Here is a 14,083-nt window from a genome sequence, read left to right on the forward strand (position 1 = left end):
CGATGCGTGCAAACGCAAAATGCTGGATCATCTGACCGGATACGAGCTCCGGCCGGATGATCCAGCATGGCTGATGCTCCCGATGAGAGGGCGGGGCGGCCGTCAGGCCGCCTTCTTCGTCTTCTTCTCTGCGTCGAACGGGATCTCGATATCGACGGCGAGCGTCGAGACCTTGGCGCCGCGCTCCATCTTGACGCTGACCCGGTCGTCATCGATCTGCATATGCTTCGAGATCGCACGCAGGATTTCGTCGCGCAGCTTGGTGACGAGGTCGGAATCCCCGACCGAGGCGCGCTCATGGGCGAGCAGCACCTGCAGGCGCTCGCGGGCGGCGGGGGCCGACGACTGGGAGCGGGTGAAAATACGAAGGAAGTTCATGCCGCTTTCCTTCCGAAAATCTTGCCGAAGAAGCCCTTCTTTTCACCAGGAATAGTTACCGGCAGGTTTTCGCCCTTGAGGCGGCGCGCAGCCTCGAAATAGGCGATCGCCGGCGCACTGCGGCCATCGGCCAGGGTGACCGGCGAGCCGACATTGGAGGCGCGCAGCACGTCCATGCTTTCCGGGATGATGCCGAGCAGCGGGATCGACAGGATCTCGAGGACGTCGTCGACCTTCAGCATGTCGCCGCGCTCGGCCCGGATCGGGTCGTAGCGGGTCAGCAGCAGGTGTTTCTCCATCCGCTCGCCTTGCTCGGCCTTGAGCGTCTTGGAATCGAGCAGCCCGATGATCCGGTCGGAATCGCGCACCGAGGAGACTTCCGGATTGGTCACCACGATCGCGACATCGGCATGGCGCATGGCGAGCGTCGCGCCGCGCTCGATGCCGGCCGGGCTGTCGCAGATGACCCAGTCGAAGGCCGATTTCAGGGCGGCAATCACCTTCTCGACGCCTTCAGGCGTGAGATTGTCCTTGTCGCGGGTCTGCGAGGCCGGCAGCAGGTAGAGCGATTCCAGCCGCTTGTCGCGGATCAGCGCCTGCGTCAGCTTCGCTTCGCCCTGGATGACGTTGACGATGTCATAGACCACCCGTCGTTCCGCGCCCATGACGAGGTCGAGATTGCGCAGCCCGACGTCGAAATCGACGACCACGACCTTGTCGCCATTATGCGCAAGCGCTGCCCCCAATGCGGCGGACGATGTCGTCTTGCCGACGCCGCCCTTGCCCGATGTGACTACGATGACCTTGCCCATTGCACTCTCCCGCTTTCTGTGGATACGCCGTCGTTTCAGGCGAGTGATCCAACCTTGAATGTTTCGCCTTCGAGCCAGATCTGGACGGCCTTGCCGCGCATGTCGGGTCCGAGGTCCTCGGCCGTCTTGTAGAAGCCGTCGATCGCGAGCAGCTCCGCCTCGAGCTTGCGGCAGAAGATGCGCGCAGAGGCATTGCCCATCGCGCCGGCGATCGCCCGGCCCCTGAGCGTGCCGTAGACATGGATCGAGCCGCCGGCGACGATCTCGGCGCCCGATGCGACCGAGCCGATGACGGTGACGTCGCCTTCGGTGAAGATCAGCGACTGCCCCGAGCGCACCGGCTCGGTCACGATGATCGATGGCGTCGCCTTGACCGGCTGCGGGGCAGGGGCGGGAGGCTGCACGCTCTCGGCGACCTCGGCCTGCGGGGCCTGTTCGGCGGTCGGGGCTTCGATATCCGAGGCCGCGCGCCCGCCCGACATCGCCGGCGGCAGGTCCGCGCCAAGCAGCGAGGGTGGTGCGCCCTCGATGCCCATGATCCGCACATTGCGCTTGCCGAGCTGGCCGACGAGGTCGCGCAGCTGCGGCCGGTCGATATTCAGGCCCTCGACATCGACCACCACCGGCCGCCGCAGGAAAAATCCGGCAGACAGACCAGCCAGTTCGTCGAGCCGCGTCAGCCAATCCTCGAAGGGAAGCTCCGGGGTCAGCGTGAGAGCAAGATAGGAGCGCCCCTTGAGGCGGATCGGCCTAGGTTGAGTTAACACGTCAGTCATCTTGGTAAATTTTCAGTTGCCATGATCTAGGAATGGAATGGTTAACGAGTCGTAAAAATCCGGCCCTTCACCTACCGGAATGCAACCCTCGGAAATGTGCTGAAAGGCAGGAAACGCTTTTTCTGCCAATCGGTTGAATGCGGGGGATGATGTGTGTGGAGAGCTGTGTGGCTCCCGAGGGCCTGCGTGACCGGCGGCCTCGCGCGGGGGCCGTTCCACAGCGCTGCTGGCAGCGGTCCCGCCGCCCGCAGCACACGCGTTTGCGCCTCGGCTACTCGGTCGCTCCTGAGACGCCAGCGCGTTGCAGCGTATTGTCTCAGGTAGCTCAGTGCTCGCCATGCGGGACGGGGCGGACAGGGACTCGCTGATTCCGTCGATCCGGAGCGGTGAGTCCTGCGCGGACGATTCGATCAGCCAGGGAATCGGTGCAGGTGGGAGGCTGTTCAAGCGAGGGGCTCCGACATCGCCCAGCTTCGCAGCCTGGCCTGTTGCGTCGGCTATGTCGCAGCGCTGGGCCATTGGCGCCCGGCGGGGATGCGCGGCGCCCCGCCGCGAATGATAAAAGCGGCGCCGTAGGAGAGCCCACGACGCCGCTTTCAGAGGCTGTCCGCGACGCAATCCAGGGAGCTTGCGGCGTCCCCTGGAAAGCTCTGGATCAGCGCACGGGCGGTGCAAACTGGATGCCACCCTTGGACCAGAGATTGTTCAACCCGCGCGGCAGGCCGATGCGGCTGCCGGTGCCGAGATTGCGCTCGTAGCTTTCGCCGTAATTGCCGACATGCCGGATGATCCGGGCGATCCAGTCGGGCGTCAGGCCCAGCCCCACGCCAAATTTGCCTTCGACGCCGAGCAGTCGGCGGATCTCCGGATTCTCGGATTTCAGCATCTCGGCGAGATTGGCCTGGGTGACGCCGAGCTCCTCGGCATTGATCAGCGCAAAGACCGTCCAGCGCACGATGTCGAACCATTCGTCGTCGCCCTGGCGGACATAGGGGCCGATCGGCTCCTTCGAGATCACGTCCGGCAGCAGGACATGCTCGGCCGGGTCCGACATCTTCAGGCGATAGGAGACGAGCTGCGAGATATCAGTCGAGATTGCGTCGCAGCGACCGCTCTCATAGGCCTTCACCGTCTCATCGATGCCCTGGAAGGCGACGACCTCGTATTTCATCTTGTTGACGCGGAAATAGTCCGCGAGATTCAGCTCATTGGTCGTGCCCTGCACGGTGCAGATCGAGGCCCCATCCAGCTCCTTCACCGACTTGATCCCGGCCTTGGCGCGCACCTGGAAGCCCTGGCCGTCATAATAGTTCACGGCGGTGAAGTTCAGGCCCTGGCCGGCGTCGCGGCTCAGCGTCCAGGTCGTGGTGCGCGGCAGCACGTCGATCTCGCCGCTCTGCAACGCGGTCAGGCGGTCCTTGCTGGCCAGCGGAACGAACTTGATCTTCGAAGGGTCGTCGAAGATCGCGGCTGCGAGCGCCCGGCAGATATCGACATCGAGCCCGCTCCAGCTGCCCTGCGCATCGGCCATGCTGAACCCGGCAATGCCGGTGCTCGTGCCGCAGATCAACTGCCCGCGTTGCTTGATGCGATCGAGCGTGCCCTCGGCACGGGCGGCGGTGCCGGCGAGCAACAGGCCTGCCAGCGCAGACAGAACGATTTTTCCGGAATGGGCCATGGTCATTATCCCTGATGATCGATGGAACTCGCGCATCGGCCCGAAAGATGGATTGCGGTTTTGGGGGCAACGCCGATGCAAACACAAAGGGTTGGATCATCGGACCGGATAGGTTTCCGGATCCGATGATCCAGGGCAGGAGGTCAAAGCCCCATCGCCTCATAGCGGCGATGGGCGGTTGGCTTGGGGGCGGGGTCCTCGCTGATCGCGATGATCTCGCAAGGGTGGCTCGAAGGCGCCGCCTCGCCGCCGCGCCAGAGCCAGTAGTGGTTTTCCGGCAGGCCGTTCACGGCCACGACCTTGTGGCCGCCCGCTGCGTCGATGGCGTGGATCGTCACCCGGCCGATCAGCCCGCCCTTCAGCGCGCGCATGTCGGCAACGGCCTCGTAGACCGCATCTTCGACGCCCATGCCCATCTTCATGTAGAGCACGACCGCGCGCGAGGTGCCGGCCCGGATGCTCATTTCGCCGACGCCGGTGCAGGCGCAGGCGCCGTAACGCGTATCGGCATAGGAACCGGCGCCGATGATCGGGCTGTCGCCGAGACGCCCCGGATATTTCCAGCCCCAGCCGGAGGTGCTGGTGCCCGCCCCGATATGGGTCTGCGCGTCCTGAGCCAGGAAGACCGTGGTGTCGCGGCCGGTTTCCGGGTCGATCGCCTGGGCGCAGAGCTCCGCCATCGGCACGTCCGGCCAGTTCGCGCGGTCGGCTTCGCTGACCTCGTCCCGGAACCAGCGCTCCCAGGCGGTCCGGGCATGCGGCATCAGGAGTTCGCCGGCCTCCGCGCTGATCTCGGCGGCGAAGCGCCTGGCGCCTTCGCCGACCAATAGCTCATGCGGCAGGCGTTCGAGCACCTGGCGGGCAATGCTGACCGGATGCAGATAGCCGGTCAGTGCGCCCACGGCTCCGCTGCGCAGGCTGGTGCCGTCCATCACGGAGGCATCGAGCTCGACCTCGCCCAGGAGATTGGGCCAGCCGCCGCGGCCGACGGTGCGGACGCTCTCACTGGCTTCGACAAGCCTGATGCCCGCCTCGATCGCGTCGAGAGCCGCTTCGCCCTTGGCGAGTGCGCGGGCGGTCGCGGGAATGCCGCAGGCCCCTTCATTGTTGCTGATCGCGATCACGGGTGTTCTCAACAAGATTGGATATTGGATCCAATTGCCATTACGATGCCGCTAGGCCTGACGCAAGAGGGGGCGGAATTGCGTGATATATCGTTTGGGGACCCCTCCAATCGCGCGCCGGGATTGGATACAAAACCGGTTATCCCTGCCTATGGCCGCCGCCCGGATTGAAATGAACTGCGCTTCAGGGCAGGGATTGGCTCCGGGCGCCAGAGCAGGAGACGCGTGAGCAGGCGATGACGGCTTCCATCCTGTCGAACAATCCTCCCGCGCTTCAGCGCAAGACGACGACCGCGCGTGTCGTCGACCTGCTGCGCGACCAGATCCTGTCGGGCGCCTTGCCCGAGGGCATCCAGCTGCGTCAGGAAAAGCTGGCGGCCGAGCTTGGCGTCAGCCGGGTGCCGATCCGCGAAGCCCTGCATCAACTCGAGGCCGAGGGCCTGGTCCGGCAGGAATCCCACAAGGGCGCGGTGGTCTCAGGGCTGTCGATCGACGATCTCGAGGAAACCTACGAGATCCGGGCCCGGCTCGAGACCTGGCTTCTCGAACTCTCGATGCCGCTGATGACGGCGCAGCACTATCAAAGGGCCGAAGAGATCCTGGCGCAGATCGCGGAAGACCAGCAGGATGAGAACTGGTCGAGCCTGAACTGGGCTTTCCATGCCGCGCTCTATGCACCGGCCAACCGCCCGCAGACGCTGGCGCTGATCCGAAAGCTCTATCTGAACGCCTATCGCCATTTCCCGCTGCCGATCCGGCTGACGGGCGGGCGCGAGCGCATGAACCGCGAGCACCAGCTCCTGCTCGATCTCTGCAGAGCGGGCGATATCGAGCGCGCCAAGGACCATCTGGAGCAGCATATCCTGATGGGCGCGCGCCATCTGATCAGCCGGCTGAAGGCGCTCCGGCGGCGCGAGGGCGCGCCCGAATAGGGGGGCGGCACCGCCCCGTTCAGCGATCGAACGCGATCCCCAGATAGGTCCGGTCGTCGGTCCAGCCATCGGGGCCGGAGCCCTTCACGCTGGCATAGGGGCCGATCTTGTCGGGGTCGAGCCGCTCGACCTCGGCGAAACTCGCCTCCCAGGCCGCGACGCCAAAGGCCTCTGGCTCGGCGAAATAGCCGTCGCTGAACAATTCGAGCCGCGTGACCTCGTCTGCGGCATAGTCGGCGGTGAAGACATGCCGCTCGGCGATGGCGAAACCGTCGAGCACGCCGTAACCCAGATCGCTGGTCGGATGATTGGCGAAGACGCGCTGGCCGCTGATGCCGCTGTCGAGCAGCCGCTCGATCTCGGTGCGCGCGATAGTCGGCATCTCCTCGCTGCAAAGATGCAGCACATGGGCCCTGACTTCGGCGCTGGCCTCGGCGCTCAGGCCTGCCGGCGGCACGCGCAACCCGTTCCAGACGGCATCGTCCGAGATCGTGCGCTGATGCAGGGGATCGGCCCGCATTCTGCCGAGATAGGCCCAGCATTCCCGCCGGATCAGCGCGGTCACGCGGTCGAGGGGCTTCGCCTCGACATGGCGGACTGTCCCCAGGCCTTTCGCGCTCAAGCGGATGCCGGAATCGCCGATCGAGACCAGCTGCAGGGCCGGGCCGTCGTGATAGCCCAGCGCCAGCGTGCAGCCGATCCGCGTTGTCGCATCGGTCTCCGCCCGTTCCGACAGTCCATGCGCCGCATAGCCGTCCCGCAGCGTGTCGCTGAGCGCCAGGACCAGCCGGCGCACACGCGCATCGCCGCCGCGCACGCTCAGGTCTTCGCTGAGGAGGAAGCGGGCGACTTCGGTCGCGACCCGGGCCGAGGCGAAGCGCCCGGCCCGCATCGTCCCGAAGCGTCGGCCGCTGCGGTCGGTTACGCCGTCGATCACGGCATAGCCGCGGCCGGGCAGGATGACGACGCTGTCTTCGTTCTCCTCAGGGCTGGCGAAGCGCTTGCCGAGGCTGAAGCTTTCAATCTGCATGGTGGATATCGGCGCGAGGCGGCTTCAGCCGGCTCGTTCAAGCCATCACTGGCCGGTCGCCTGCCTCCACTTTTCTATCATCGCCTTGGTGCCGCCGAGTTCCTCGACGGTTTTGAGCTTGACAAGGGTCAGCTCGGCCAGCGGCTTGACATCGCCCGGCGCGGCGACATCCTTGCGCACCGAGCGGCGGCCGGCTTCCTTCACCAGAGCTTCCTGCGTCTTCTTCGACAAGGCCCAGTCGATGAAGCGCTTCGCCGGTTCGGGATTGGGCGCGCCCTTCACCAGCCCCACGCCGTCGGGCGAGGTCGTCGTGCCGTCCGCGATATAGGCAATCTTCACCGGCGCGCCGCCGGCGACATATTCGAGCGCATTGTCCTCGAGCGTCAGGCCGAGCGGCGCCTCGCCATCGGCGACATAGCGCGGCACGGCGCCGGAGCTGTCGGAGAAGATGAAGTTCTTGGCGAGCTTGCCATAGACCTCCCAGCCCTTGTCGCCGCCGGCGGTCAGCACGGTCGTCATCTGCTGGAAGGCCGAGCCGGAATTGTCGACGCGGGCCGAGGCGACCTTGCCCTTCCATTTCGGATCGGACAGCTCGGCCCAGGTCTTCGGGATCTCGGCGTCCTTGACCATCTTGTTGTTGACCATCAGCACGTAGATCACGGTCGTATAGGGCGTCCAGGCCGGGCTCGCGACGAAACGCTCGTCGATCGCCGCCTGTTCGTTGGGCGTATAGGGCGTGAGCAGATCGGCGTTTTCGCTGAGCAGCGAGCCGGTGACGCTCCAGATCACATCGGCCTTGGGCGCGCTGGCCTCGGCGCGGGCGCGGCGGAAGACATCGCCGGACCCGAGCTGTACGACCTCGGCCTTGATTCCGGTCTCGGCCTCGAAGAGCGGGATCATCTTCTGCACGATCGAGGATTTATGGGCGGTGTAGAGCACGACCTTGTTGTCGGCCGCGGAGGCCCCGCCGGCCACGCCAAGCAGCCCAGCCGTCAGCACGAGATGCCCGATCCAGGTCCTGCGCGACATGTTTCCGTTCGCTGTCATGCTCATCCCCATCCCTGTCACACCGATCTGCGCCGGCGCAGTTTCTCCATCTTGCCGTCCAATCGCGGCCATGCGCAACTAGGGAAGGGACGGGAGTGCTTTGCCGGCATGGCGTATCTGACTGTCGACGGCGCGATCAAGCGCTATGGGGCCACGACGGCCTTGAACGGTGTGTCCTTCTCGGTCGCGAAGGGCGAGTTCTTCACGCTGCTCGGCCCATCGGGCTGCGGCAAGACCACCTTGCTGCGCTCGATCGCCGGTTTCTCGCAGCTCACCGAGGGCAGGGTGGATCTCGCCGGCCACGACCTGCTTTCGGTGCCGCCGCATAAGCGCGATATCGGCATGGTCTTCCAGGATTATGCGATCTTCCCGCATCTGACGGTCGCCGAGAACGTCGCCTTCGGCCTGAAAGCCCGCAAGGTCGCGGCCTCCGAGATCCGCGAGCGCGTCGCCGAGGCGCTGGCGACCGTCCGGCTGACGGCGCTTGCCGAGCGCCTGCCCGCCGCACTGTCGGGCGGCCAGCAGCAGCGCATCGGCATTGCCCGGGCGATGGTGGTGAAGCCACGCCTGCTCTTGATGGACGAGCCGCTTTCCAATCTCGACGCCAAGCTCCGGCTCGACCTGCGCGACGAGATCCGCGCGATCCAGCGCACGATCGGCATCGCCGCGATCTATGTGACGCATGACCAGGAGGAGGCGCTCGCCATTTCCGACCGGATCTGCGTGATGGACCATGGCTGCGTCGAGCAGATCGGCACGCCGCAGCAGATCTACGGGAAGCCGGCGACGCGTTTCGTCGCCTCCTTCGTCGGGACGATGAACCTGCTCGCGCCCGCCGCCTTCGGCCTGCCGGAGGTGAAGGACGTGGCGCAATGGGCGTTGCGGCCGGAGCGCCTGCGCCTCGCCGAGGCGGGGGGCAGCGAAGGGGGAAGTGGAAACGGCGCCGCCAGCATCGCCGGTACGGTCGAGCATTTCTCCTATCTCGGCCGTGAGGCGCATCTCACCGTCCAGGCGCAGGGGCACAGGCTCGTAGCCCAGATCGGCGCGCCGCCGCCCGATCTCGCGATCGAGGCCGGCCGGCAGATCCGCCTGAGCTTCGACCCTGCCGATCTCCATGGCTTCGACGCTAAGGGACGGCGTGTCCCGGCGGAGCTTACCGCATGAGCGCCATCGCGGTTTCAGCCACGCGCCGCAGCTGGCGTCCGGATTTCTGGACGCTGGTCGCGGTCGGGGCCTGGGCGATCCTGATCGTCCTGCTGCTGATCCCGCTCGGGCTCGTGCTGGTCTCCAGCTTCCGCGACGAGAGCGGGGTGCTGACGCTCGCCAACTGGCAAAGGCTGTTCGGCAGCACGCGCTATTTCAACGCCTTCATCAACACCTTGATCATCGGCTTCGGCGGCCTGGCGGGTGCATTGCTGCTCGGCTCGGTCATGGCCTTCTGCATGGCGCGCATCGAGATCGCGGGCGGCCGCTTCGTCTCGATGTTGGCGATCCTGGCCTTGGTCTCGCCGCCCTTTATCGGCGCCTATTCCTGGATCGTGCTGTTCGGCTCGGGCGGCATCGTGCGCCAGACGCTGATGTCCTGGGGCGTCTTCATGCCGCCGATCTACGGCGTCTGGGGCATCCTCATCGTCTTCGCCTTCAAGTTCTATCCGTATGTCTACCTGCTGACCTCGGGCGCGCTCGCCAATGTCAACCGCTCGCTGGAGGAGGCGGCGGAGAATCTCGGGCTGACGCCGTTCCAGCGCGTGCTGAAGATCTCGTTCCCGCTGGTCCTGCCGGCGCTCTCGGCCGGCGGGCTCTTGGCGCTGATCCATGCCATCGCCGATTTCGGCACGCCGCGGCTGCTCGGGCGTGGCTTCAATGTGCTGGCTACCGAGGCCTATACCGCCTATTCCGCCGAGATCGGCTCCAATCTCGGCATGGCGACGACGCTCAGCCTGGCGCTGATCCTGATGTCGATGGTCTTCGTCTTCATCCAGCGCTTCATGTCGCGGAAAAACGTCTATCACAGCAACCTGATCAACCGCCCGGAGAAGATCAGGCTGCGCGGGTTTGCCAATGTCGCGGCCCATGCCGCGGTCTATTTCATCGCGCTCGGCGGCGCGATGCCGGCGATCATCGCGGCGATCTATTCGGTCAGGAAGACGAACGGGCCGGTGTTCCAGCCGGGCTTCGGCCTCGACAGCTACCGCCGCATCGTCGCCACACTCGGCGATGTCGTGTGGAATTCGCTGCTGTTCTCCGGCGCCTCCGTGCTGATGATCGTGGTCATCGGCACGCTGATCGGCTGCCTCGTCGCGCGGCGCAACACCGCCCAGACCTCGCTGCTCGATGCCACCTTGATGGTGCCCTATGTCATGCCCGGCATCGTCGTCGGCGTCGCCTTCATCGCGGCCTTCAACACGCCGCCGCTGGTGATGACCGGCACGGCGGCGATCATCATCCTCTCCGTCTTCATCCGGCGCTTGCCCTATGCGGTGCGCTCCTCGGCCGCCGCGCTGCGCCAGGTCGGGCCGAGCATGGAGGAGGCGGCGATCTCGCTCGGCTACAGCCCGGTCGAGGCCTTTTTGCGCGTCACCATCCCTCTGATCCTGCCCGGCATCATCGCAGGCGCGATGCTCTCCTTCGTCACGGCGGTGAACGAACTCTCCTCGTCGCTCGTGCTCTATGTCGGCGGCACCATCACCATGCCGGTCAAGATCTATATCGCGATCAATGATGGCGATTACGGCACGGCCGCCTCGCTCTCGACGATCCTGCTCGTGCTCAGCGCCGGGGCGATCTATCTCGCCTTCCGTCTGTTGGGGCGCGACGAGCGCGCCTTGCTGTAAGCCAAGGCGCACTCGGGGGCGCGTTCACCCACCGAACCGGACGGTCAGGTTCAGGCCGTCGATCTCGGCTTGCGTGCCCATGCCGCGTGACAGCCGGTCGAAGCGGTCGAGTACGGGCAGGGCGCGGGTCGGCTCCTGGATCAGCACCGGCATCCCGCTTCTGTTGCACTCGGTCGCGCGGAATTCGATCGTCTCGACGCCGCCCTGGCCGATGCCGATGCGGCAGACCAGCGACCAGGAATCGATCTGCGAGAAGATCATCTTCTGGTCGGGCGTGGCATTGTCCCAGTCCTGCTGGGCGATGTGGTTGCCGAGGCTGTAGAGGATCGGCTTGCCCCGATAGGTCTCGACGCCGGCGGGGCTGTGGGCGTGGTTGCCGAGAACCATGTCGGCGCCGGCATCGATCAGCGCCTGTCCCAGCGGGCGCTGGTATTCGGCCAGCGGGTCGCCGCGGCCATAGCCCCAATGCACGCTGACGATCAGCACGTCGACTTCAGGGCGCAAGCTGGCGATCTGCCCGCGCAGCCGTGCGAGATCGCTCTCGCGGACCCGGCTGCGCATTCGCATTGGTGCGCCGGGCTCGGTCGCGAGCAGGACCGGGTTAATTTCCGGCCATTGCTCGATCGCGAGCGGCGCGATGCCCGGCCGGGTCTCCGTTGCCGCATAATCCGGCGGCAGCAGGCAGGAGACCGCGATGGTGCCGAGCCTGCAGCCATTGATCACGCGCCGGTCCGGCACGAGCGAGGCCGCGAGGTCCTTGCCGCCGCCGACCGTCTCGACGCCGGCCGCTTGCAGGTGGCGCAGTGTCTCCAGGAAGGCCTGGGGTCCGAAATCGCAGGTGTGATTCGTCGCAACCGTCATCAGCCCGAACCCGGACCGGCCGAGATCGGCGGCCACCGTCGGGTCGACGAGATAGGCGATCGGCGCATCACTGCGATAGCCCTGGCGGGCGAACTGCACCTCGCAGGAACCCCAGACCAGATCGCTCTGCCGGAGATAGGCGAGCGTCTCGCCATAACCCTCGTCGATCAGCGCATCGCCGGCATAAAGCCGCTCGCGGACTACGATATCTCCGGCAGCGCCGAGCGTCAGAATGGACATGGTCATCCCTTAAATGTTTTGTTGATGTTTCAATTACTGCTCGCAATGTGTGCCGGCGGTCAAGAGGTCCGTGCTGGGATCGCAGGGGAGGGTGCGTTCAACCGATCGGTATCGCCATGGGCTCAGGCGTGCCTGTTGACAGCCGCGATTTGTTTATGATGTTTTATTGATGCATCACAAATCCGGCCACGACATCGCGCATGCTGCCGAAGGCCGCCGAGGGGATTTTGACATGACCGACACATCGCTACCGGGCGCGGCCGCCCGCGCGGCCACGACGCTGCTCGACGCCGCCTATCGCCGGATCTTCTGGCGCCTGATCCCGATCCTGATGGTTCTCTGGGTGCTGGCCTGGGTCGACCGCGTCAATATCAGCTTCGCCAAGCTGCAGATGGCCGACGAGCTGCGTTTCTCCGAGGCCGTCTACGGGCTCGGCGCCGGCATCTTCTATATCGGCTATCTCCTGTTCGAAGTGCCGAGCAACCTGCTGCTGCAGCGCATCGGCGCGCGCAAGACCATCGCCCGCATCGCCATCGGCTGGGGCACGATCTGCGCGCTGATGTCCTATGCGACGACGCCCGCGACTTTCTACATCCTGCGCTTCCTGCTCGGTGCCTTCGAGGCAGGGTTCTTCCCGGGCGTCATCCTGTTCCTGACGCAATGGTTCCCGAGCGAGCGCCGGGCCAGGGTTTTTGGCATCTTCATGTCGTCGGTCGCGCTGTCCGGCGTCATCGGCGGCCCGCTTGCCGGGCAGATCATGACCGGGATGCAGGGCATGGGCGGCCTGTCGGGCTGGCAATGGCTGTTCATCGTCGAGGGCATTCCGACGATCCTGATCGGGCTTTTTGCGCTGGCCTGGCTGACCGACCGACTGGAACAGGCGCATTGGCTCTCGGATGCTGAGCGCAGCGCGGTCCGCGACGATCTCGAGCGCGATGCAAGGGCGCTCGGCCCGCGTGAGCACGGCTTGTCGACGGTGCTGCGCGATCCGCGGCTCTGGATCTTCACGCTGGTCTATTTCTGCATCATCGTCGCCAACGCCACCGTCGCCTTCTGGGGCCCGACCATCATGCGCGAGGCCGGTTTCGGCAATGTCGCGACCATTGGCTGGCTGGTCTCGGGCGCCTCGCTCGTCGGTTCCGCGGTGATGATCGGCAACGGCCTGATGGCTGACCGGACCGGACGCCCGCTCTTGCAATGCGTCGGCTCGCTGATCGTCGGCGCGCTCGGCCTGGCCGGCGTCGCTTTCGCCCTGCACGGCTCGCCGCAGATGGTCGTCGTGCTGTTTTCTCTGGCGCTCGCCGGGGCCTATGGCGCGATTCCGGTGTTCTGGCAGTTGCCCAACCGGCTCTTCGCCGGCACCGCTGCCGCCGCCGGCATCGCGATCATCAACTCCTTCGGCAATCTCGGCGGCTTCCTCGCCCCCTATGGCCTTGGCCTGCTGAAGGACGCCACGGGCCAGATCGCGCCCGGCCTGATTGCGGTTGCGCTTGTCGAGGCGCTCGCTGCCCTCATCATCCTCGTCGTCGTCCAGCGCTTCTTCGCCGGGCGCCGGGCTTGACGGGGCCTGCCGAACCCGCCGACCAATAGGGCAGGGAGCGGTCGCGGYGCATCAGGCGCCGCGACCCTTTTCACGAAGGGCTAAGAACAATGCCGGCCAAGGCCGAAGCAGGACAGGATGCCAAGCTCTCGCTGGCCGAGCGCGTCTATCAGGAGCTCCGCGCCGCGATCATTTTTGGGGAGATCGCGCAAGGTGCGGTCTTCAACGAATCCGATCTCGTCGCGCGCTTCAAGGTCAGCACCTCGCCCTTGCGCGAGGCCCTGTCGCGGCTCAGGCAGGACGGGCTGGTCCGCGTCATTCCGCGCCGCGGCTACAGCGTCACCGAGCTTTCGCTCCGCGATTTCCACGAGCTGATCCAGATGCGCCTGATCCTCGAATGCGCAGCGGCCGAACTCGCCGCCCCGCGCATCACCGACAGCCATGTCGCGATGATGCGCCGGCTATCTTCCGTCGAGCTGCGCATCGGCGACCAGGCGAGCTACCGCGCCTTCATGCGCGCCAACCAGGATTTTCACGAGGCGATCGCCACCATCGCCGACAACGCCCGCCTCCTGCGCGGCATCGGCCAGACCATGGACGAGATGCAGCGCCTGCTCTTCGCCGATCTCGGCGCGGCCGAAGACGGCGAAGAGGTCCGCCACGACCATGACGAGATCATCGAGGCGCTGGCCCGCCGGGACGCAGCCGCGGCCCGCGAGGCGGTGGCACGCCACATCCGCATCTCGCGCGACCGGGTGGTGGGCCGGATGATGCGGCGGCATACGGGATTTGCGGAGAGGTCGGTGTTCAGCGGGTGAGACTTGGGGTGCT

General features: G+C 65.9%; 13 protein-coding genes. 5 read left to right on the forward strand and 8 right to left on the reverse strand.

What is annotated here, in order from left to right:
* Positions 1–102 precede the first annotated feature (102 nt).
* From minE to AC1DGP_RS28300, 5 genes are all read right to left on the reverse strand, one after another.
* Positions 103–378, reverse strand: coding sequence for a cell division topological specificity factor MinE (gene minE, locus AC1DGP_RS28280; protein ID WP_441492312.1), 276 nt, complete (start codon positions 376–378; stop codon positions 103–105).
* A complete protein-coding gene (minD, locus tag AC1DGP_RS28285) occupies positions 375–1,190 on the reverse strand; it encodes a septum site-determining protein MinD (protein ID WP_113516688.1) in 816 nt (271 codons plus the stop codon). The genes minE and minD overlap by 4 nt, the downstream gene beginning before the upstream one ends.
* 35 nt (positions 1,191–1,225) lie before the next feature.
* Positions 1,226–1,966 (reverse strand): septum site-determining protein MinC, encoded by a 741-nt coding sequence (minC, locus tag AC1DGP_RS28290; RefSeq protein WP_069881279.1) that lies wholly within the window; start codon positions 1,964–1,966, stop codon positions 1,226–1,228.
* Between the two features lie 655 nt (positions 1,967–2,621).
* Positions 2,622–3,644 carry an amino acid ABC transporter substrate-binding protein gene (locus tag AC1DGP_RS28295; protein WP_476832767.1) on the reverse strand — a complete coding sequence of 341 codons (1,023 nt, stop codon included), beginning with the start codon at positions 3,642–3,644 and terminating at the stop codon, positions 2,622–2,624.
* 143 nt (positions 3,645–3,787) lie between these two features.
* Positions 3,788–4,768 (reverse strand): glycosylasparaginase, encoded by a 981-nt coding sequence (locus AC1DGP_RS28300; RefSeq protein WP_476832768.1) that lies wholly within the window; start codon positions 4,766–4,768, stop codon positions 3,788–3,790.
* A 236-nt stretch (positions 4,769–5,004) separates the two neighbouring features.
* On the opposite strand from AC1DGP_RS28300, the gene AC1DGP_RS28305 reads away from it, so the two are divergent.
* Positions 5,005–5,700, forward strand: a complete 696-nt coding sequence (locus AC1DGP_RS28305; protein ID WP_441508311.1) for a GntR family transcriptional regulator — start codon at positions 5,005–5,007, stop codon at positions 5,698–5,700.
* A gap of 19 nt (positions 5,701–5,719) precedes the next feature.
* Here AC1DGP_RS28305 and AC1DGP_RS28310 read toward each other — a convergent pair whose 3' ends face one another.
* On the reverse strand, positions 5,720–6,730 hold the full coding sequence (locus AC1DGP_RS28310; protein WP_476832769.1) for a hypothetical protein: 1,011 nt from the start codon (positions 6,728–6,730) through the stop codon (positions 5,720–5,722).
* Between the two features lie 45 nt (positions 6,731–6,775).
* Positions 6,776–7,777: an extracellular solute-binding protein gene (locus AC1DGP_RS28315; protein WP_476832770.1), complete on the reverse strand. Its 1,002-nt coding sequence runs from the start codon at positions 7,775–7,777 to the stop codon at positions 6,776–6,778.
* Between the two features lie 108 nt (positions 7,778–7,885).
* Between AC1DGP_RS28315 and AC1DGP_RS28320 the strand changes: the two genes are divergently transcribed.
* Both AC1DGP_RS28320 and AC1DGP_RS28325 read left to right on the forward strand, forming a co-directional pair.
* Complete coding sequence (locus AC1DGP_RS28320; RefSeq protein WP_476832771.1) at positions 7,886–8,941, forward strand: ABC transporter ATP-binding protein; 1,056 nt, start codon at positions 7,886–7,888, stop codon at positions 8,939–8,941.
* A complete protein-coding gene (locus tag AC1DGP_RS28325) occupies positions 8,938–10,611 on the forward strand; it encodes an ABC transporter permease (protein WP_476832772.1) in 1,674 nt (557 codons plus the stop codon). Before AC1DGP_RS28320 ends, AC1DGP_RS28325 begins: the two co-directional genes overlap by 4 nt.
* Positions 10,612–10,635: 24 nt before the next feature.
* Here the strand turns inward: AC1DGP_RS28325 and AC1DGP_RS28330 are convergent, their stop codons facing one another.
* Complete coding sequence (locus AC1DGP_RS28330) at positions 10,636–11,712, reverse strand: CapA family protein (RefSeq protein ID WP_476832773.1); 1,077 nt, start codon at positions 11,710–11,712, stop codon at positions 10,636–10,638.
* Between the two features lie 232 nt (positions 11,713–11,944).
* Between AC1DGP_RS28330 and AC1DGP_RS28335 the strand changes: the two genes are divergently transcribed.
* A complete protein-coding gene (locus tag AC1DGP_RS28335; protein ID WP_476832774.1) occupies positions 11,945–13,273 on the forward strand; it encodes an MFS transporter in 1,329 nt (442 codons plus the stop codon).
* 89 nt (positions 13,274–13,362) lie between these two features.
* Entirely contained in the window at positions 13,363–14,070 is a 708-nt protein-coding gene (locus AC1DGP_RS28340; protein ID WP_476777230.1) for a GntR family transcriptional regulator, read from the forward strand.
* Positions 14,071–14,083 lie beyond the last annotated feature (13 nt).

Source organism: Allobosea sp. 05T433 (genome assembly GCF_056396065.1).

Bases quoted from the DNA above. Each gene is read 5' to 3' on its own strand.
- AC1DGP_RS28310 (WP_476832769.1), bottom strand. From the start codon at position 6,730: ATGCAGATTGAAAGCTTCAGCCTCGGCAAGCGCTTCGCCAGCCCTGAG.
- minD (WP_113516688.1), bottom strand. From the start codon at position 1,190: ATGGGCAAGGTCATCGTAGTCACATCGGGCAAGGGCGGCGTCGGCAAG.
- AC1DGP_RS28340 (WP_476777230.1), top strand. From the start codon at position 13,363: ATGCCGGCCAAGGCCGAAGCAGGACAGGATGCCAAGCTCTCGCTGGCC.
- AC1DGP_RS28330 (WP_476832773.1), bottom strand. From the start codon at position 11,712: ATGTCCATTCTGACGCTCGGCGCTGCCGGAGATATCGTAGTCCGCGAG.
- AC1DGP_RS28320 (WP_476832771.1), top strand. From the start codon at position 7,886: ATGGCGTATCTGACTGTCGACGGCGCGATCAAGCGCTATGGGGCCACG.
- minC (WP_069881279.1), bottom strand. From the start codon at position 1,966: ATGACTGACGTGTTAACTCAACCTAGGCCGATCCGCCTCAAGGGGCGC.
- AC1DGP_RS28295 (WP_476832767.1), bottom strand. From the start codon at position 3,644: ATGGCCCATTCCGGAAAAATCGTTCTGTCTGCGCTGGCAGGCCTGTTG.
- AC1DGP_RS28305 (WP_441508311.1), top strand. From the start codon at position 5,005: ATGACGGCTTCCATCCTGTCGAACAATCCTCCCGCGCTTCAGCGCAAG.
- minE (WP_441492312.1), bottom strand. From the start codon at position 378: ATGAACTTCCTTCGTATTTTCACCCGCTCCCAGTCGTCGGCCCCCGCC.
- AC1DGP_RS28325 (WP_476832772.1), top strand. From the start codon at position 8,938: ATGAGCGCCATCGCGGTTTCAGCCACGCGCCGCAGCTGGCGTCCGGAT.
- AC1DGP_RS28335 (WP_476832774.1), top strand. From the start codon at position 11,945: ATGACCGACACATCGCTACCGGGCGCGGCCGCCCGCGCGGCCACGACG.
- AC1DGP_RS28315 (WP_476832770.1), bottom strand. From the start codon at position 7,777: ATGACAGCGAACGGAAACATGTCGCGCAGGACCTGGATCGGGCATCTC.